The organism is Pseudomonas sp. Kh14, from assembly GCF_900291005.1.
Lineage (GTDB): Bacteria > Pseudomonadota > Gammaproteobacteria > Pseudomonadales > Pseudomonadaceae > Aquipseudomonas > Aquipseudomonas alloputida.
This window is the reverse complement of record NZ_OLKJ01000034.1, coordinates 326889-341162: the sequence shown is the minus strand read 5'-3', so window position 1 is coordinate 341162 and position 14274 is coordinate 326889. Positions and strand designations below refer to the sequence as shown.

General features: G+C 62.6%; 16 protein-coding genes. 7 read left to right on the top strand and 9 right to left on the bottom strand.

Annotated features, from left to right (window positions below; genetic code table 11):
* Position 1 precedes the first annotated feature (1 nt).
* From FQ668_RS18890 to FQ668_RS18875, 4 genes are all read left to right on the top strand, one after another.
* Complete coding sequence (locus FQ668_RS18890) at positions 2-754, top strand: maleate isomerase (protein WP_003251112.1); 753 nt, start codon at positions 2-4, stop codon at positions 752-754.
* Between the two features lie 15 nt (positions 755-769).
* Positions 770-1411: an N-carbamoylsarcosine amidohydrolase gene (locus tag FQ668_RS18885; RefSeq protein ID WP_019438245.1), complete on the top strand. Its 642-nt coding sequence runs from the start codon at positions 770-772 to the stop codon at positions 1409-1411.
* 208 nt (positions 1412-1619) lie between these two features.
* Positions 1620-2933, top strand: a complete 1314-nt coding sequence (locus tag FQ668_RS18880; protein ID WP_019438246.1) for an MFS transporter — start codon at positions 1620-1622, stop codon at positions 2931-2933.
* Between the two features lie 138 nt (positions 2934-3071).
* Complete coding sequence (locus tag FQ668_RS18875) at positions 3072-4364, top strand: OprD family porin (RefSeq protein ID WP_019438247.1); 1293 nt, start codon at positions 3072-3074, stop codon at positions 4362-4364.
* Positions 4365-4535: 171 nt separating this feature from the next.
* On the opposite strand, the gene FQ668_RS18870 is transcribed toward FQ668_RS18875, so the two are convergent.
* From FQ668_RS18870 to FQ668_RS18865, 3 genes are all read right to left on the bottom strand, one after another.
* Positions 4536-4721, bottom strand: a complete 186-nt coding sequence (locus tag FQ668_RS18870) for a hypothetical protein (protein ID WP_019438248.1) — start codon at positions 4719-4721, stop codon at positions 4536-4538.
* Positions 4722-5258: 537 nt separating this feature from the next.
* Positions 5259-5414: a hypothetical protein gene (locus tag FQ668_RS28600; RefSeq protein WP_178095719.1), complete on the bottom strand. Its 156-nt coding sequence runs from the start codon at positions 5412-5414 to the stop codon at positions 5259-5261.
* A 154-nt stretch (positions 5415-5568) separates the two neighbouring features.
* Complete coding sequence (locus FQ668_RS18865) at positions 5569-6474, bottom strand: LysR family transcriptional regulator (protein ID WP_019438249.1); 906 nt, start codon at positions 6472-6474, stop codon at positions 5569-5571.
* 98 nt (positions 6475-6572) lie between these two features.
* Between FQ668_RS18865 and FQ668_RS18860 the strand changes: the two genes are divergently transcribed.
* Positions 6573-7334, top strand: a complete 762-nt coding sequence (locus FQ668_RS18860; RefSeq protein WP_019438250.1) for a TSUP family transporter — start codon at positions 6573-6575, stop codon at positions 7332-7334.
* A gap of 1 nt (position 7335) precedes the next feature.
* Here the strand turns inward: FQ668_RS18860 and FQ668_RS18855 are convergent, their stop codons facing one another.
* From FQ668_RS18855 to FQ668_RS18835, 5 genes are all read right to left on the bottom strand, one after another.
* Positions 7336-8760, bottom strand: a complete 1425-nt coding sequence (locus FQ668_RS18855; RefSeq protein WP_144180588.1) for a GGDEF domain-containing protein — start codon at positions 8758-8760, stop codon at positions 7336-7338.
* 137 nt (positions 8761-8897) lie between these two features.
* Positions 8898-10727 (bottom strand): SLC13 family permease, encoded by a 1830-nt coding sequence (locus FQ668_RS18850; RefSeq protein ID WP_014590423.1) that lies wholly within the window; start codon positions 10725-10727, stop codon positions 8898-8900.
* 126 nt (positions 10728-10853) lie between these two features.
* On the bottom strand, positions 10854-11246 hold the full coding sequence (locus FQ668_RS18845; RefSeq protein WP_003251091.1) for a glycine zipper domain-containing protein: 393 nt from the start codon (positions 11244-11246) through the stop codon (positions 10854-10856).
* Between the two features lie 73 nt (positions 11247-11319).
* The gene (locus tag FQ668_RS18840; protein WP_019438252.1) at positions 11320-11505 is read right to left on the bottom strand and encodes a hypothetical protein; all 186 of its coding nucleotides are present in this window, start codon (positions 11503-11505) and stop codon (positions 11320-11322) included.
* A gap of 245 nt (positions 11506-11750) precedes the next feature.
* Positions 11751-12041, bottom strand: coding sequence for an RcnB family protein (locus FQ668_RS18835; protein ID WP_014590424.1), 291 nt, complete (start codon positions 12039-12041; stop codon positions 11751-11753).
* 117 nt (positions 12042-12158) lie between these two features.
* Here FQ668_RS18835 and FQ668_RS18830 point away from each other — a divergent pair, with 117 nt between their 5' ends.
* Positions 12159-12509 carry a hypothetical protein gene (locus tag FQ668_RS18830; RefSeq protein ID WP_012051882.1) on the top strand — a complete coding sequence of 117 codons (351 nt, stop codon included), beginning with the start codon at positions 12159-12161 and terminating at the stop codon, positions 12507-12509.
* Positions 12510-12678: 169 nt separating this feature from the next.
* The gene (locus tag FQ668_RS18825) at positions 12679-13500 is read left to right on the top strand and encodes a bifunctional 2-polyprenyl-6-hydroxyphenol methylase/3-demethylubiquinol 3-O-methyltransferase UbiG (protein ID WP_144180586.1); all 822 of its coding nucleotides are present in this window, start codon (positions 12679-12681) and stop codon (positions 13498-13500) included.
* Here the strand turns inward: FQ668_RS18825 and FQ668_RS18820 are convergent, their stop codons facing one another.
* Positions 13501-14268: an SDR family oxidoreductase gene (locus FQ668_RS18820; RefSeq protein WP_003251082.1), complete on the bottom strand. Its 768-nt coding sequence runs from the start codon at positions 14266-14268 to the stop codon at positions 13501-13503. It lies immediately after the preceding gene.
* Positions 14269-14274: the final 6 nt, after the last annotated feature.

Here is a 14274-nt window from a genome sequence, read left to right as displayed (position 1 = left end):
CATGACCCAGCTATACCGCATCGGCCAGATCGTGCCGAGTTCGAACACCACCATGGAAACCGAAATTCCGGCGATGCTCAACGCACGCCAGGCGATCCGCCCCGAGCGGTTCACCTTCCATTCCAGCCGCATGCGCATGAAGCAGGTGAAGAAGGAAGAGCTGGCCGCGATGGACGCCGAGTCCGACCGCTGCGCAGTGGAGCTGTCCGACGCCAAGGTCGATGTGCTGGGCTATGCCTGCCTTGTGGCGATCATGGCCATGGGGCTGGGCTATCACCGTCAATCTGAAAAACGCCTGCAGCAGGCCACCGCCGACAATGATGCACTGGCGCCGGTGATCACCAGCGCCGGGGCGCTGGTCGAGGCCTTGCATGTGATGAAGGCCAAGCGCATTGCCATCGTTGCGCCTTACATGAAGCCGCTGACCGAGCTGGTGGTGAACTACATCCGCGAGGAAGGCTTCGAGGTGCAGGACTGGCGCGCGCTGGAAATCCCCGACAACCTCGCCGTGGCCCGTCACGACCCGGCCAACCTGCCAGGCATCGTCGCCGGCATGGACCTTGAAGGTGTCGATGTGGTGGTGCTGTCGGCGTGCGTGCAGATGCAATCGCTGCCGGCAGTGGCCAAGGTCGAGGCGCAAACCGGCAAGCCTGTGGTCACCGCTGCCATCGCCACCACCTACGCCATGCTCAAGGCGTTGGACCTGGAGCCGATCGTACCGGGCGCCGGTGCCTTGCTGTCTGGCGCCTACTGAAATCGGGAGGTGGACATGAGCGACGCACAAAGCGCCCGTGACAACTACCAGGGTGTGTGGGGCCAGCGCATCGGCTTTGGCCGCAAGCCGGCCCTACTGATGATCGACTTCATGCAGGGCTACACCACCCCGGGCGCACCGCTGTACGCCCCAGGCGTGGTCGCGGCGGTCGAGCAGGCCGCCGGCCTGCTGGCGCTGGCGCGCGACTGCGGTACCTTGGTGGTGCATACCAACATCCGCTACCAGCCGCCGCATTTTGCTGACGGCGGCGTGTGGGTGCGCAAGGCGCCGGTGATGAAGGACATGGTCGAAGGTAACCCGCTGGCAGCCTTTTGCGAGGCCGTTGCGCCACAGGCAGGGGAGGTGGTGCTGAGTAAGCAGTACGCCAGCGCCTTCTTTGCCACCAGCCTGGCCCCGCTGCTGCATGCACAAGGGGTGGATACCGTGGTGCTGGCTGGCTGCTCGACCAGCGGCTGCATCCGCGCCAGTGCGGTGGATGCCATGCAGCACGGGTTTCGAACCATCGTGGTGCGCGAGTGTGTCGGTGACCGCCACAGCGACCCGCACGAAGCCAACCTGTTCGACATCGACAGCAAGTACGGCGATGTCGTCACCCGGCAGGATGCCATGCAGCAACTCAGGCAGTTGGCCGGCTGAACGCCGGGCAGCGCCTACCCAATAACAATCAAGGACCGGTGCGGGAAGCCCGTCCATGACCGCCTGCTGTCCGGGTGGTCGCCCCGCAGGAGCACTCGGGGTCTTCAGGCGCTGTCCAGGCCCGCCGCGTAGAATGCGCGGCGTGCCCGGCGCGTCGAAAACTGCTGGCCTTAAAACAACCACAAAGTCGCCCGCCAGGAGACAGGAAATGCCAATTGCGAATGCAACCACGGTCCACAGTGAAATCGACCATGGCACGAAAGCGTTGTACAGCAAGATCACCTGGAGGCTCATCCCCTTCTTGTGTTTCTGCTACCTCGCAGCTTATCTGGACCGCATCAATGTCGGCTTCGCCAAGCTGCAGATGCTCGAAGACCTGCAGTTCAGCACAGCGGCCTATGGCCTGGGTGCCGGGCTGTTCTTCGTCGGCTACATCATCTTCGAAGTGCCGAGCAACCTGATCCTGCAGCGCGTTGGCGCCAAGCTGTGGATTGCCCGCATCATGATCACCTGGGGCCTGCTGTCGGCCTGCACCATGTTCGTCACCAGCACCACCCAGTTCTATATCCTGCGTTTCCTGCTGGGTGCGGCCGAAGCCGGCTTCCTGCCAGGCGTGCTGTACTACCTGACCATGTGGTACCCCACTTATCGCCGCGGGCGCATCATTGCCCTGTTCATGATCGGGCTGCCGTTGTCGAGCGTGATTGGCGGGCCGATTTCTGGCTGGATCATGGGGCATTTCGACCAGGTTCAAGGTTTGCATGGGTGGCAGTGGCTGTTCCTGCTGGAGGCGATCCCCAGCGTTTTACTCGGCATCCTCACGTTCTGGGCATTGCCTAACCATTTCCAGCAGGCCAAATGGCTGTCGGCTGACGACAAGGCACAACTGGCGGCAGACCTGGCCGCCGACGATGCCGAGGGCAAGGACAGCAAACACAGCTTCCGCGATGGCTTCTTCAACCTTAAGGTGTGGATGCTCGGTGGTATCGACTTTTCGATCCTGCTCAGCGCCTATGCGATGGGCTTCTGGATGCCGACCTTCATCCGCGATGCGGGCGTCAGCGATACCTTCCATATCGGCCTGCTCACGGCCATTCCAAGCCTGGCCGCGCTGGCCGGCATGCTCATGATCGGGGCCAGCTCCGACCGCCACCGCGAGCGCCGCTGGCACATCATCGTGCCGTTCATCATTGGTGCAATCGCCATGGCCAGCAGCACCTTGTTCAGCCAGAACCTGGTGATGACCGTGGTGCTGTTCGCCATTGCCTCGGCGGCGATCATCGGCGCGGTGCCGGTGTTCTTCAGCCTGCCGGCGACCTTCCTCAAAGGCACCGCAGCCGCCACCGGCTTTGCCCTGGCCTGTTCGGTAGCCAACATCGCCGGTCTGGTGAGCAACTCACTGATGGGCGTGGTCACCGACCTCACCGGCACCTCGCACGCTGCGCTGTGGGTGTTTGCCGGCTGCCTGATCCTCAGCTGCTTCCTGGTCATCGCCTTGCCGGCCAAGCTGGTCAACCGCTAGCGGCCCAGCGCTTCACGCAACGGCAGGGCAGGCGGGCCGGGGGCCCGCCTGCCGACCTCTCTCGATGCAACCCGCACGCCGGTGGCCATGCAGTGCCGCCGCGCCGGGTTGCTGTTGCCCAAATCCAGGAGTAGCCCTATGCAAGGTTTCACTGCGCCGCGTTTTTCTTCATCTGCACGACTGGCCGGCGGTTGTATTGCCGCCGCCTTGTGTGCGGAAGCCTCGGCAGACGAGCCCGGTTTCATCGAAGGTGCCCGCGCCACGCTGCAGGCGCGCAATTACTTCTTCAGCCGCGACTATGCCGATATCAAGGGCGCCAGCACCCAGTCGCGTACCCAGGAATGGGCGCAGGGGTTTATCCTCAATGCCAGCTCCGGTTATACCCAGGGCACCGTTGGCGTGGGTGTGGATGTTACTGGCCTGCTGGGTTTCAAGCTCGACAGCAGCCCGGAACATGCCCGGTCCGGGTTGCTGCCCAGCCTGGACAGCGGCAAGTCGGCGGACGAATACAGCCGCGTGGGTGCGGCGATCAAGTTCAAGGTGTCGCAAACCGAGCTGAAGGTGGGCGAGTTGATGCCTAACCTGCCGGTGCTGCTGTTCAGCGATTTGCGCCTGCTGCCGCCGACTTACCAGGGCGCGATGCTGGAGTCGCGCGAGTTCGCCGGGCTGACCCTGAACGCCGGCCAGTTCCGCTCCACCAGCCTGCGCGACTCGTCCAACAGCCAGAAGATGTACGCGCTGGTCAACGACCCGATCAACCCCGCGCGGCTGGCGCGTTTTACCAGCGACCGGTTCAACTACGTGGGTGCCGACTATGCCTTCAACGACAACCGAACCAGCGTCGGCGTCTGGCAGGCGCAGCTGGAGGATATCTACCAGCAGCGCTTCTACAGCTTCAAGCATGCCGAGCCGCTGGGGAGCTGGACGCTGGGGGTCAATGCCGGCTACTTCGATGCCCGCGAGGACGGAAGCAAGGCGGCTGGCGACTACGATAACCATGCGCTGTTCAGCCTGTTCTCGGCCAAGACCGGCGGGCATACCTTTTATGTGGGCTATCAGCAGATCGGCGGCGATGACGGCTTTATCCAGGTAGGCGCCAACACCAACCCGATGGGTAATACGCTGCCGACCTATGAGTTCTCGGCGCCGGGTGAACGCTCGTGGCAGGTGCGACATGATTACAATTTTGTCGCCTTGGGGCTTCCAGGGCTGACGTCGACCCTGCGTTATGTGAAGGGCCGGGACGTGGAGACAGGGCTGGGCTTTGAAGGGCGTGACCGCGAGCGTGACCTGGACCTGGCCTACGTGGTGCAAAGCGGGCCGTTGGCCGGGCTTGGGATACGGGTGCGCAACGTGATGGCGCGCTCCAACTACCGGACAGATATAGATGAGAACCGCTTGATTCTGAGTTACACGATCAAGGTGTTCTGAGGGGATAGGTGACCCGGCGCCAGCTCGGCTTCCGAAGCAACCTTATGCTGCGAAGAAGCAATAGCTGCCTGAGGCAGTCGTTTGCCTTACCGCGCTCTTCGCAGCGCAAGGCTGCTCGTGCAAGGGTATGGGTAGGCCTGAGCTGTGGAGCATGACAATGGCTCTTGCAGGTCACTGCAAGGTGTCGGGCTTCAGGCTATCCGGCAGTTGCCGAAGGGCCTCCTCAAGCCGCGCGATCGGCCCAGTGAGTTGATCCGCATCCTTGTCCTTGCCTTCACCTCTCAGGCGCTCACGCTCAACGCGCAGGTTAAGCAGATTTTTCTGCAGCTTCAGTGCAGAGGTTTTGAACGAGTCCATGCTTTTCTCACGCTGTAGGCTTCCGTACCGTTGTAGGAAAAATGGACCGTAGCAGCTCGAATTTGCCGGAGAAACTGATGTTTCATACAGGCAATACTCATTGCCGCGTCCTTTCCTACAGGATGCGGTAAATAATCCTACAAGTCGTGTTGCAGATCGTGTCCTCCCAGGCAAGCTCAATCTACCGTATTGGCTGGGTTCAGGCGCTTTCGAGGGGCAGCGCACTGAACGCAGGTACTGCGCAAACCTGGAGGCGTGTTAGAAACTTCATGTATCAATTGCCGCCCCGCGAGCGACACGTGCTCAGCGTCAACCACTGCGGCTGAATCCAGCCCAGCGGCATCTGCTCATCACATCTGATCCGCTTTTTTTCCATAAACCTGAATCTGTAACCGTATCAGCCCAAGCTCGACAATATGCCCATTCCCGCATCACAACTGTAGAGGTTCCAATGGGCAAGCTGGCGCTGTTCCTGGGTGGTTTTCTGCTGCTGACCATTCTGATTGGTATTCTTGGCACCATTCCGCCAAGCTGAGTTCAACCGCGTTTTCCCCTGCGCGGCCCGTCCACTTCAAGCGACGGGCCCAATCTATTGGCCAATGGCCGGTCATCTTTTTCATCGCACTGCTGGGTCAGCATCAGGTGCAAGTCATTCTCAGGGCAGGCGTGGATCGAGCGGGTCAGGTTGGCCAATTCGCCTTTCTGCTTGTGCGATAAGTCGTTCTTTACGCTGGGAAATCTGTCCACAAAAAACGTGGGTAGGTCTGTGGATAAAGTGCTGCAAGCCAGACCCGCGGCGGGCTCTGTTAAATTGAGCAGAATTTGAACAGTCGTTTCATGGCTTGTTTCAGTGCAGCGGGCCGGCTCGGCGCAGGGCGGCCAGCAAGTCACGCACCCGCGTCGGCAACTCGCCGGCAGGGTATACAGCATGCATCTGCGGGTCCTGGCCGCTACTGGACGTCAAGCGGTACTGCGGGCACACCCGCACCAGGCGGCCGGCCTTGACCTGTGCTTCGCCGACCCAGGCGGCAAGGCGGGCGATGCCGGCGCCGGCCAGGGTGCTGTGGTACACCGCGCCTCCTGAGCCCAGGCGGAGTCTGGGCCTGGGGCGCAGGCTGGTGATCTGGTCATCGTGGCAGAAGTGCCAGGCCTTGAGGATGCGTGGCGCGGTATGCAGGATCAAGGTGTGTCCATCCAGGTCTTCCGGATGTTGCGGTGTGCCAGCCAGGGCCAGATATGCCGGGCTGGCATACAGGTGGCGCTGGTAGGGCCAAAGCGGGTAGCCGATCAGCTCGCTCGATTGGGGGAAGGCGCCGCGCACCACGAAGTCGAATTTACCTTGCAGCGGGTCAAGGGCTTCGTCGCTGTACTGCACGTCCAGGGTCACCTGAGGGTGGCGGCGGGAAAACTCGGCGAGCACTTGCGGTAGCACATGCTCTCCCAGCAGTTGCGGCGCGGCAAAGCGAATCCAGCCTTGGGCGCTGCCGCTGAGCGCGGCCAGTTCGTCGGCAGCATCGCGTTGCACATCCAGCAAGCGTTCGGCATGCGGCAGCAAGCGCTCGCCGGCCTCGGTCAGGGTGACGGCGTTGGCGTTGCGGTTGAGCAGTTTGCTTCCCGCATTGTCTTCCAGGGTTTGTACCGCGCGTGTAACTGCGCTGGGTGAACGCCCCAGGGCGCGGGCGGCAGCAACGAAGCTGCGCTTGTGCGCCACGCTGACGAACGCCTGGATTTCCCGCAGCATGTCCAGTGCCATGGCCTGCTCCTCGTTGCAGTTATCGCAATATGGCATTTCAACACAAGTGTGCCACTTTGATTAGCCTTGCAGGCGTCTTCACTGCCTGGAACCGCGTCATGATGGATATTGCTGTGCTTTCTGTGTTCGCCTTCGCCGCTGGGTTGATCGACGCTGCGGTGGGTGGCGGCGGGCTGATCCAGATCCCGGCCTTGTTCAACGTATTACCCTCCGCGCAACCGGCCGCATTGCTCGGCAGCAATAAACTGGCGTCCGTGTGCGGCACGGCCTTCGCGGCCCGCTCGTTCATCCGTAAAGTGACGCTGGATTGGGGGTTGATCGTACCGGCGGCACTCAGTGCCTTTGTCATGTCGTTCGCAGGGGCCGCCACGGTGTCACTGGTACCCCCCAGCGTGATGCGCCCGGCAGTGCTGGTGCTGATCGTGCTGATGGCGGTCTACACCTTCTGCAAGAAGGACTTCGGCACCTTGCACACACCTGCGCGGGTCGGCCGCAAGGAGCAGTGCCTGGCAGTGCTGATCGGCGGCGCTATCGGCTTCTACGATGGCCTGTTCGGCCCGGGTACCGGTAGCTTCCTGATCTTCCTGTTCATCCGCTTCTTTGCCCTGGACTTCCTGCACGCCTCGGCTTCGGCCAAGGTGGTGAACATTGCCACCAACCTTGCGGCGCTGGTGTTCTTCGTGCCGACGGGCAACGTGCTGTACGCCATAGCCTTGCCCATGGCGGTGTGTAACATTCTCGGCGCGCTGACCGGTACCTGGCTGGCGGTACGCAAGGGTGCCGGTTTTGTCCGCGGACTGTTCCTGGTGCTGTTGTGTGTGCTGATCGCCAAGCTGTCGTGGGACTTGCTGGCTGGCTAGTTCAGATGACCAGGCGCTGTACTTCGGCCTGTTCAACGCGGTTGCGGCCCCGGGCCTTGGCCCGGTACAGCGCCTGGTCGGCACTCGCCAGCAGTTCGTCCAGGCTGGGGGCCGGCATGTCTGCGTCGCAGCCTGCCACACCGATACTCACGGTAATCTGCAGGCGCTGATCGGCCTGTACCACGTGAAGGTCTTGGATGGAGCGGCGCAGGCGTTCGGCGGTGAAGTTGGCCCGCTCTGGCGCAAGTCCGGGCAGGATGACAACGAATTCTTCGCCACCCAGGCGTGCGATCAGTTCATCGTTGTGCAGTTGGTCCTGCAGGGTGCTGGCGAATTGGCGCAGCACCTGGTCACCGACGGCATGGCCGTGGGCATCGTTGATCGACTTGAAGTGGTCGATGTCCAGCATCATCAGGGTCAGCGGCAGCGCCTGGGCGTGCTGCTGGCGGCTCTCCAGCAACGCGTTGGCGCGGCGTGTGAAGGCGCTGCGGGTGAGCACACCGGTGAGATGATCGACGGTGGCCTGGTGCGCCAGGCGGGCCATGAGGCTACGTTTGGCCTGGCTGACGCAGGCCACCACCAGCGGCCCGAGCACCAGCATTGCGATGCCCAGGCGCGCCGACATCAGCGTGGTAACCCCAGGCTCGCTCTGCGGCACGCTGAAGTGCATGAGGTTTTGCGCCACGGCCACGATCAGCGTACTGCCGGCCGTAAGCGTCAGCAATGAAACCAGGAACGGTGAGTAGGTCCAGGCACACCACAGTAACGCGGCAATCGGGAAGGCAATGGCCCCAGGGCCACCAAAGGCGATGCTGAATGCCAGCGAGGCCATCAGCACCAGCAACGGCGCCAGGCGGATGGATTGCGCGCCGCCGCGCATCAAGGCCCGCACCGAGGGCGCTGTAAGCAGCACCGGCAGCACCAGCACGCCGGTCGAGAACTGTTCGCTGAACCAGGCCAGCCAGGTGGCGCGCAACGACTGTTCGAACCAGGGGGCGGCCATTGCCGCTGCCATGCTGGCCGCCACCATGGCAGCGACGGCGCAGGCGGCGAACACGCTGAGTACGCCGTGCGGGCTGCGCATTCGCCGGTGCATGCGTGGCAAGCGGGACAGCAGCTGCCAGAGGGTGACCACCACGCCAAGATTGCACAGGTTGAACCACAGAGCCGGTACCCAGGCGCTGCCACACAGCAGGTCGGCCCCGACCATGGCCAGCCACACCAGGCTGAAGCCCGTAAAAGTGGCTTGACGGGGGTAGCGCAGCAGTACGCCGGCCAGTACCGCATTGACTGGCCAGAACAGCGACAGCGATTCGATCGGGCGTGCCAGGATGCCGCCCAGGGTAAGGGCGAAGGTTACGCCAAGTACAACGACATAAGGCAACACGCGCGATTGGGCTGGAAAAACCATGAACTCGACCGGCAAGCGGAAACGAAATCCAGGACAACGCGATAGAGCACCTGGGGCAATTACCTGCAGTGTGTTGGCTCAGGGTGGCTGATGTCAATCTGCCGCGATTGGTTGCGATAATGTCAAATTGCCTCTATTTCTGGCCACTTTCCTCACAACCCGAAGAACCACGGCACCATCACGACGGTAACCAGCATCACCAGCACGGTGAACGGCACGCCAATCTTGACGAAGTCAGCAAAACGGTATTGCCCGGGCCCAAGCACCAGCGTGTTGACCGGTGATGACACCGGCGTCATGAATGCCGCCGACGCGGCCAGTGCGACGGTCATGGCGAACGGGTAGGGCGACATGCCCAGCTGCGCCGCAGTGCTGACCGCCACCGGCGCCATCAGAACGGCGGTGGCGGTGTTGGAAATGAACAGCCCGATCACTGCGGTGACGGCGAACAGGCAGGCAAGAATGGCGCTGGGGCCGGCACCACCCAGCACGTTCACCAGCCCACCCACCGCCAGGTCGATGCCGCCGGTTTTCTGCAGCGCCTGGGCGAAGGGCAGCATGCCCACGATCAGCACCAGGCTTTGCCAGTGGATGGCGCGGTAGGCACTGTTCATGTCGATGCAACGGCCTGCGCCCATCAGCAAGCAGCCGATCAACGCTGCTATGACATTGGGTACGGCGCCGCTGACCATTAGCCCGACCATTACCGCCAGGCTAAGCAACGCTTGCGGCGCGCGAGTGCGGGCTGGTGCGACCAGGTCGATCTCGGCGGGCAAGCTCAGGACCAGGAAATCTTTGGGCTTGCTTTGCAATTGGCGTACTGCCTTCCACGGGCCGACTACCAGCAGCGTGTCGCCAAGGCGCAGCTTTTCTTCCACCAGTTGCTCTTCGATAGCGGCCTGATCGCGGCGCAGGCCAACCACGTTAAGGCCATAGCGGGTGCGAAACGCCAGTTCGAGGATACTCTTGCCGATCAACTGCGAGCCGGGTGGCAGCGAGACCTCAGCCATTCCCAAATCCTGGGATTGATCGATGAAGTAGGCGGCCTTGAAGTGCAGCGGCTCCAGGTGCATGGTTTGGCACAGGCTGCGCAGGTCGTCATGCTTGGCGAACAGGTCGAGCAGCAGCACGTCGCCCTGATGCAGCACGGTGCCCGAGTCGGCCGCGATCACGCGCGTGGTGAACTTGTGTTGGCGCTCGATACCGATCACGTTGGCGCCGTGTCTGGTGCGCAGTTGCAGCTCGCCAAGGTTGTGGCCGATCAGCGGCGACTGAGGGCGGATGCGCAGGCGTCGTTCACGGCCGTTGAGCTTGTAGTCCAGTACCAGGTCCAGCAAGGTGCGGCGGCTTTCCACCCGGCCGTCCTTGCGCACTTCACCGTTGAGCCAGTGCCGGGTCAGCAGCATGTAGCCAATGCCCAGCACCAGTACCACCAGGCCGAACGGGGTAAAGCTGAAGAAGCTGAACCCCGCTTCGCCATGGCGGACCAGTTCGCTGTGCACCACCACGTTGGGCGGTGTGGCGACCAGGCTGAGCATGCCACTGATGAGGCCGGCAAAAGCCAGTGGCATCATCAGGCGGCTGGGTGAGAGCTGAAGGCGCGCAGCGATGCTCAGCACCACCGGGATAAAAATGGCCACCACGCCGGTGGAGCTCATTATCGATCCCAGCCCGGCCACCGCCACCATCAGCAGTACCAGCAGGCGCGCTTCGCTATTGCCGGCCCGCTCGCTCATCCATTCGCCGATGCGATATGCAATGCCGGTGCGCACCAAGCCTTCGCCAATCACGAACAGGGCGGCGATCAGCACCACGTTGGGGTCGCTGAACCCGGCCAGGGCCTGTTCCACGGTCAGGATGCCGAGTAGTGGCAGGGCGAGAATCACCAGCAGCGCGACCACGTCCATGCGTGGGCGGTTGATGACGAACAGGATGATCACGATGGCCAGCAGGCCGAGGACCCAGAGCAACTCTTGGTTCATGGATAGGGGGTGTTCCTTCACACGGGGGCACGATAGACAGTAGCAGTCAGTGTGCCAGCTTGTAGTGAAGGGGGTGTTGATGTGCTGCAACAAAAAGGGCCGCTATGCGGCCCTCCGGTCACGGGGTCAGTGACGGTGGCGGTGGTGCTTCTTGCTGCCGCGGTTGTCGTCGCCCAGATGGTTGCCGAGGGCACCACCGGCCGCGCCGCCCAGGCCGGCACCCACGGTCGAACCGGTCTTGCCGCCTACTGCGCCGCCCAGCAGCGAGCCGCCGGCTGAGCCCAGGCCACCGCCAATGGCGGCTTCGGTACGGTTGCCTTTGCGCGCACCGACAGCGCTGCCGGCTGCGCCGCCAACGCCGGCACCGATGGCTGCGCCGGTCTTGCCGCCGAGCTGTTGACCAACAACGTTGCCCAGGACACCCCCCAGGCCACCGCCAATGGCGGCAGTACCGTCACCGGCGAAAGCGCCCTGGCATAGCAGCAGGCCGAGGGCAAGGGAAGGCAGAGTCAGACGCATGATACGAACCTCAAAGGAATCATCAGGATAAGTTGCCGCGCAACGGGCGGCAGGTCAGGGCTGAAAGGACGCTTCAGCGGTAGTAGCGGTCACCGCGGTATTGCCGATCGTCATCGCCGTCGCGGTCATGGCGGTGGTGGTGGCGATGGTCACGGTCGCGGTCACGCCAGCCGTCGTCATCATGGTAGCGATGGCTATGGCAACCTGCGGTCAGCAGAACAACAGCAACCAGGGAAAGGCTTGCAAGACGCGTGAGCACGATATAGGTCCTTGATCCGCATAGGTTTACGGGGCACCTTTTAAGACTGGGACCGATCGATTTGGTTTCCCGGGCGGGCAAAAAAAATTGTGCGTTCCAGCGATCAGCGCCAATGCGCCCGCCTGCAACAACGGGCTGTGGCGCTGACCGGCATCGACCAGCCCTGGCGTCTCGACGCGTTCCAAGCGCACTTGGCCGGCGGCGAGGTGCTGTGCAATGGGTCGCCTTGGCCAGGGCGTGTCGAATCAGGATGCCGGTTGAATCGCCAGCACCACGCCATTGGTGATTTGCACCAGCACATAATGCCTGCCCATGCGCACCCAGTGGCTTTCCTTTTCCGGTTCGGGCAGGCCCTTGGCTTTCCAGTCCTGGATGGCCTGGTCATCGCGTTTGTACTGGTCCGGGGCCTTGTCGCCGACGTTCAGTTCACGGTTGTGGGTTTCGGGGGCGGTGATGCTTTCTTCGCTTGATGGGGCGGCGCTGACGCTCAGGGGCAGGCAAGGCAGGGCGGCGAGTAGCAGATAGTGCAGTTTCATGATGCGTTCCTCGTGATGGCATGTTTTATCTGCGACAGCGGCAAGTGCGCGGCAATTCACTCGGGATGCCTGCCAGTGCTAGAGTCGCCTTCTTTTTCGCGACCCCGAGGATGGAACATGCGTGCGATTCTGCCGTTGGCTGCGGTGCTGATGCTGGCCGGTTGTGCTTCTGCGACCATGGAAACGGCGCGTGGCGGCAAGCCGACTGCGCAGCTCGACTCGCACAAGGCGCCAGAGCTGGTCGCCCAGTGCATCCAGTTCAGCTGGCAGGAAGAGAAGGTGTTCGGTGATGACGCCAGCGGCTACCTGGAACCACGCAAGCAGGGCGGGTTCACCGTGTTTACCCGTGAGGCCGAAGCGTTCGTGGACGTTTACCCGCAGTCGGGCGGGACGCGTGTGGATTACTACGCTAAGCAGAACGACGGCGTGGCCCTGCAACGCCGAGCGGCTGCTGCAACCTGCCTGTAACGGCTGGCGCTATCGCCGCTCCTGTAAGTGCCCGTACATTCAGGGTATTGAGCAAGGCAGTTGTTGCCGCAGCAGAGGCGCGCGGGCTTTACAATTTTTATCAAGGCAGTTGTGTCGCAGGGCGCGCGGTGACGACTAGCATAAGGTGCTTCCACGCAAGGACGACACCATGGACCGTTCACTGCAACTCAACCGCATCAGCTGCGATGAGCGTGCCCCGTTGCACGCCGCTTCGAAGGACTACGAGGTCGAACGCCTGGTCCAGCAACACGGGCACTTGTCCGAAACCGTACGCTTCGACCTGCCATTGCTCGGTGACATCGACGGGCTTGATACGGTCCACTTGCAGTGCCACATCGGCACCGACACCCTGTCGCTGGCGCGCCTTGGCGCCAAGGTTTGCGGCCTGGATTATTCCAAGGCTTCGCTGGCCGAGGCACGGGCATTGGCCGAGCGTTGCGCGCTGCCCATCCGGTATGTCGAGTCTGACGTCTATGCCGCCGACAAGGTACTGCCGGCGGGTACTTTCGACCTGGTCTACACGGGTATTGGCGCGCTGTGCTGGCTGCCCCGCATCGAGCCGTGGGCGCGCACCGTCGCGGCACTGCTGAAACCGGGCGGGCGGCTGTTCCTGCGCGACGGGCACCCGATGCTGATGGCTGTCAACGAAGATCATCAGGACCGCCTGCAGCTCGAATATCCGTATTTCGAACACGAAGCGCCGACGGTGTGGCACACCGACCAGACCTACGTCGAAACCGATCAACGCCTGACCCACACCGAAACCCACGAATGGAACCACGGCCTGGGTGAAGTGATCACTGCCTTGCTGGCCCACGGCCTGCAGCTGACAGCGCTGGTCGAGCACCAGAGCATCCCCTGGGAGGCGCTGCCGGGGCAGATGGTCAAGGGCGAAGATGGCGAATATCGCCTGCGCGAGCAGCCTGCACGCCTGCCCCTGAGTTACACCTTGGTCGCCGTCAAAGCCTGATCAGGACAGGAAGCCACCGTCGACATTGAGCGTGGTGCCGGTGGTGTAGCTGGAGGCATCGCTGGCCAGGTACAGCACCGCGCCCGCCATTTCCTTGGGGTCGGCCACGCGCTTGAGGGGGATCTGCTGCAAGGCGGCGTTGAGGATGGCTTCGTTTTTCACCAGTGCCGAAGCGAACTTGGTGTCGGTCAGCCCCGGCAGTAGCGCGTTGCAGCGAATACCGAAGGGTGCACACTCTTTGGCGAACACCTTGGTCATGTTGATGACCGCCGCCTTGGTCACCGAATAGATGCCTTGGAACAGCCCGGGTGAAACACCGTTGATCGACGCCACGTTGATGATGCTGCCGCCGCCGTTCTCGCGCATCAGCTTGCCAGCCTCCACCGACATGAAGAAGTAACCACGGATGTTCACATCCACGGTCTTCTGGAACGCCCCTGGGTCGGTGTCCAGCACATTGCAGAATTGCGGGTTGGTGGCTGCATTGTTGACCAGCACGTCCAGGCGCCCGAACTGTTCGCGAATGCCGGCGAACACCTGCTGAATCTGTTCCAGCTCACCAATGTGGCAGGCCACAGCCGTGGCCTTGCCGCCGGCGGCAATGATGGCGTCGGCCACCTGCTGGCACCCGTCAAGCTTGCGGCTGGAAACGATCACATGGGCCCCTTGCTGCGCGAGCAAGTGGGCGATGGCCTCGCCGATGCCTCGGCTGGCGCCGGAAACAAAGGCAATCTTGCCGTCGAGGTCGAACAGGTGGGTCTTGGACATGCTGTT

Coding starts and splice junctions, on each gene's coding strand:
- FQ668_RS18890 (WP_003251112.1), top strand. CDS start 2: ATGACCCAGCTATACCGCATCGGCCAGATCGTGCCGAGTTCGAACACC.
- FQ668_RS18885 (WP_019438245.1), top strand. CDS start 770: ATGAGCGACGCACAAAGCGCCCGTGACAACTACCAGGGTGTGTGGGGC.
- FQ668_RS18880 (WP_019438246.1), top strand. CDS start 1,620: ATGCCAATTGCGAATGCAACCACGGTCCACAGTGAAATCGACCATGGC.
- FQ668_RS18875 (WP_019438247.1), top strand. CDS start 3,072: ATGCAAGGTTTCACTGCGCCGCGTTTTTCTTCATCTGCACGACTGGCC.
- FQ668_RS18870 (WP_019438248.1), bottom strand. CDS start 4,721: ATGGACTCGTTCAAAACCTCTGCACTGAAGCTGCAGAAAAATCTGCTT.
- FQ668_RS18865 (WP_019438249.1), bottom strand. CDS start 6,474: ATGGCACTGGACATGCTGCGGGAAATCCAGGCGTTCGTCAGCGTGGCG.
- FQ668_RS18860 (WP_019438250.1), top strand. CDS start 6,573: ATGATGGATATTGCTGTGCTTTCTGTGTTCGCCTTCGCCGCTGGGTTG.
- FQ668_RS18850 (WP_014590423.1), bottom strand. CDS start 10,727: ATGAACCAAGAGTTGCTCTGGGTCCTCGGCCTGCTGGCCATCGTGATC.
- FQ668_RS18845 (WP_003251091.1), bottom strand. CDS start 11,246: ATGCGTCTGACTCTGCCTTCCCTTGCCCTCGGCCTGCTGCTATGCCAG.
- FQ668_RS18835 (WP_014590424.1), bottom strand. CDS start 12,041: ATGAAACTGCACTATCTGCTACTCGCCGCCCTGCCTTGCCTGCCCCTG.
- FQ668_RS18830 (WP_012051882.1), top strand. CDS start 12,159: ATGCGTGCGATTCTGCCGTTGGCTGCGGTGCTGATGCTGGCCGGTTGT.
- FQ668_RS18825 (WP_144180586.1), top strand. CDS start 12,679: ATGGACCGTTCACTGCAACTCAACCGCATCAGCTGCGATGAGCGTGCC.
- FQ668_RS18820 (WP_003251082.1), bottom strand. CDS start 14,268: ATGTCCAAGACCCACCTGTTCGACCTCGACGGCAAGATTGCCTTTGTT.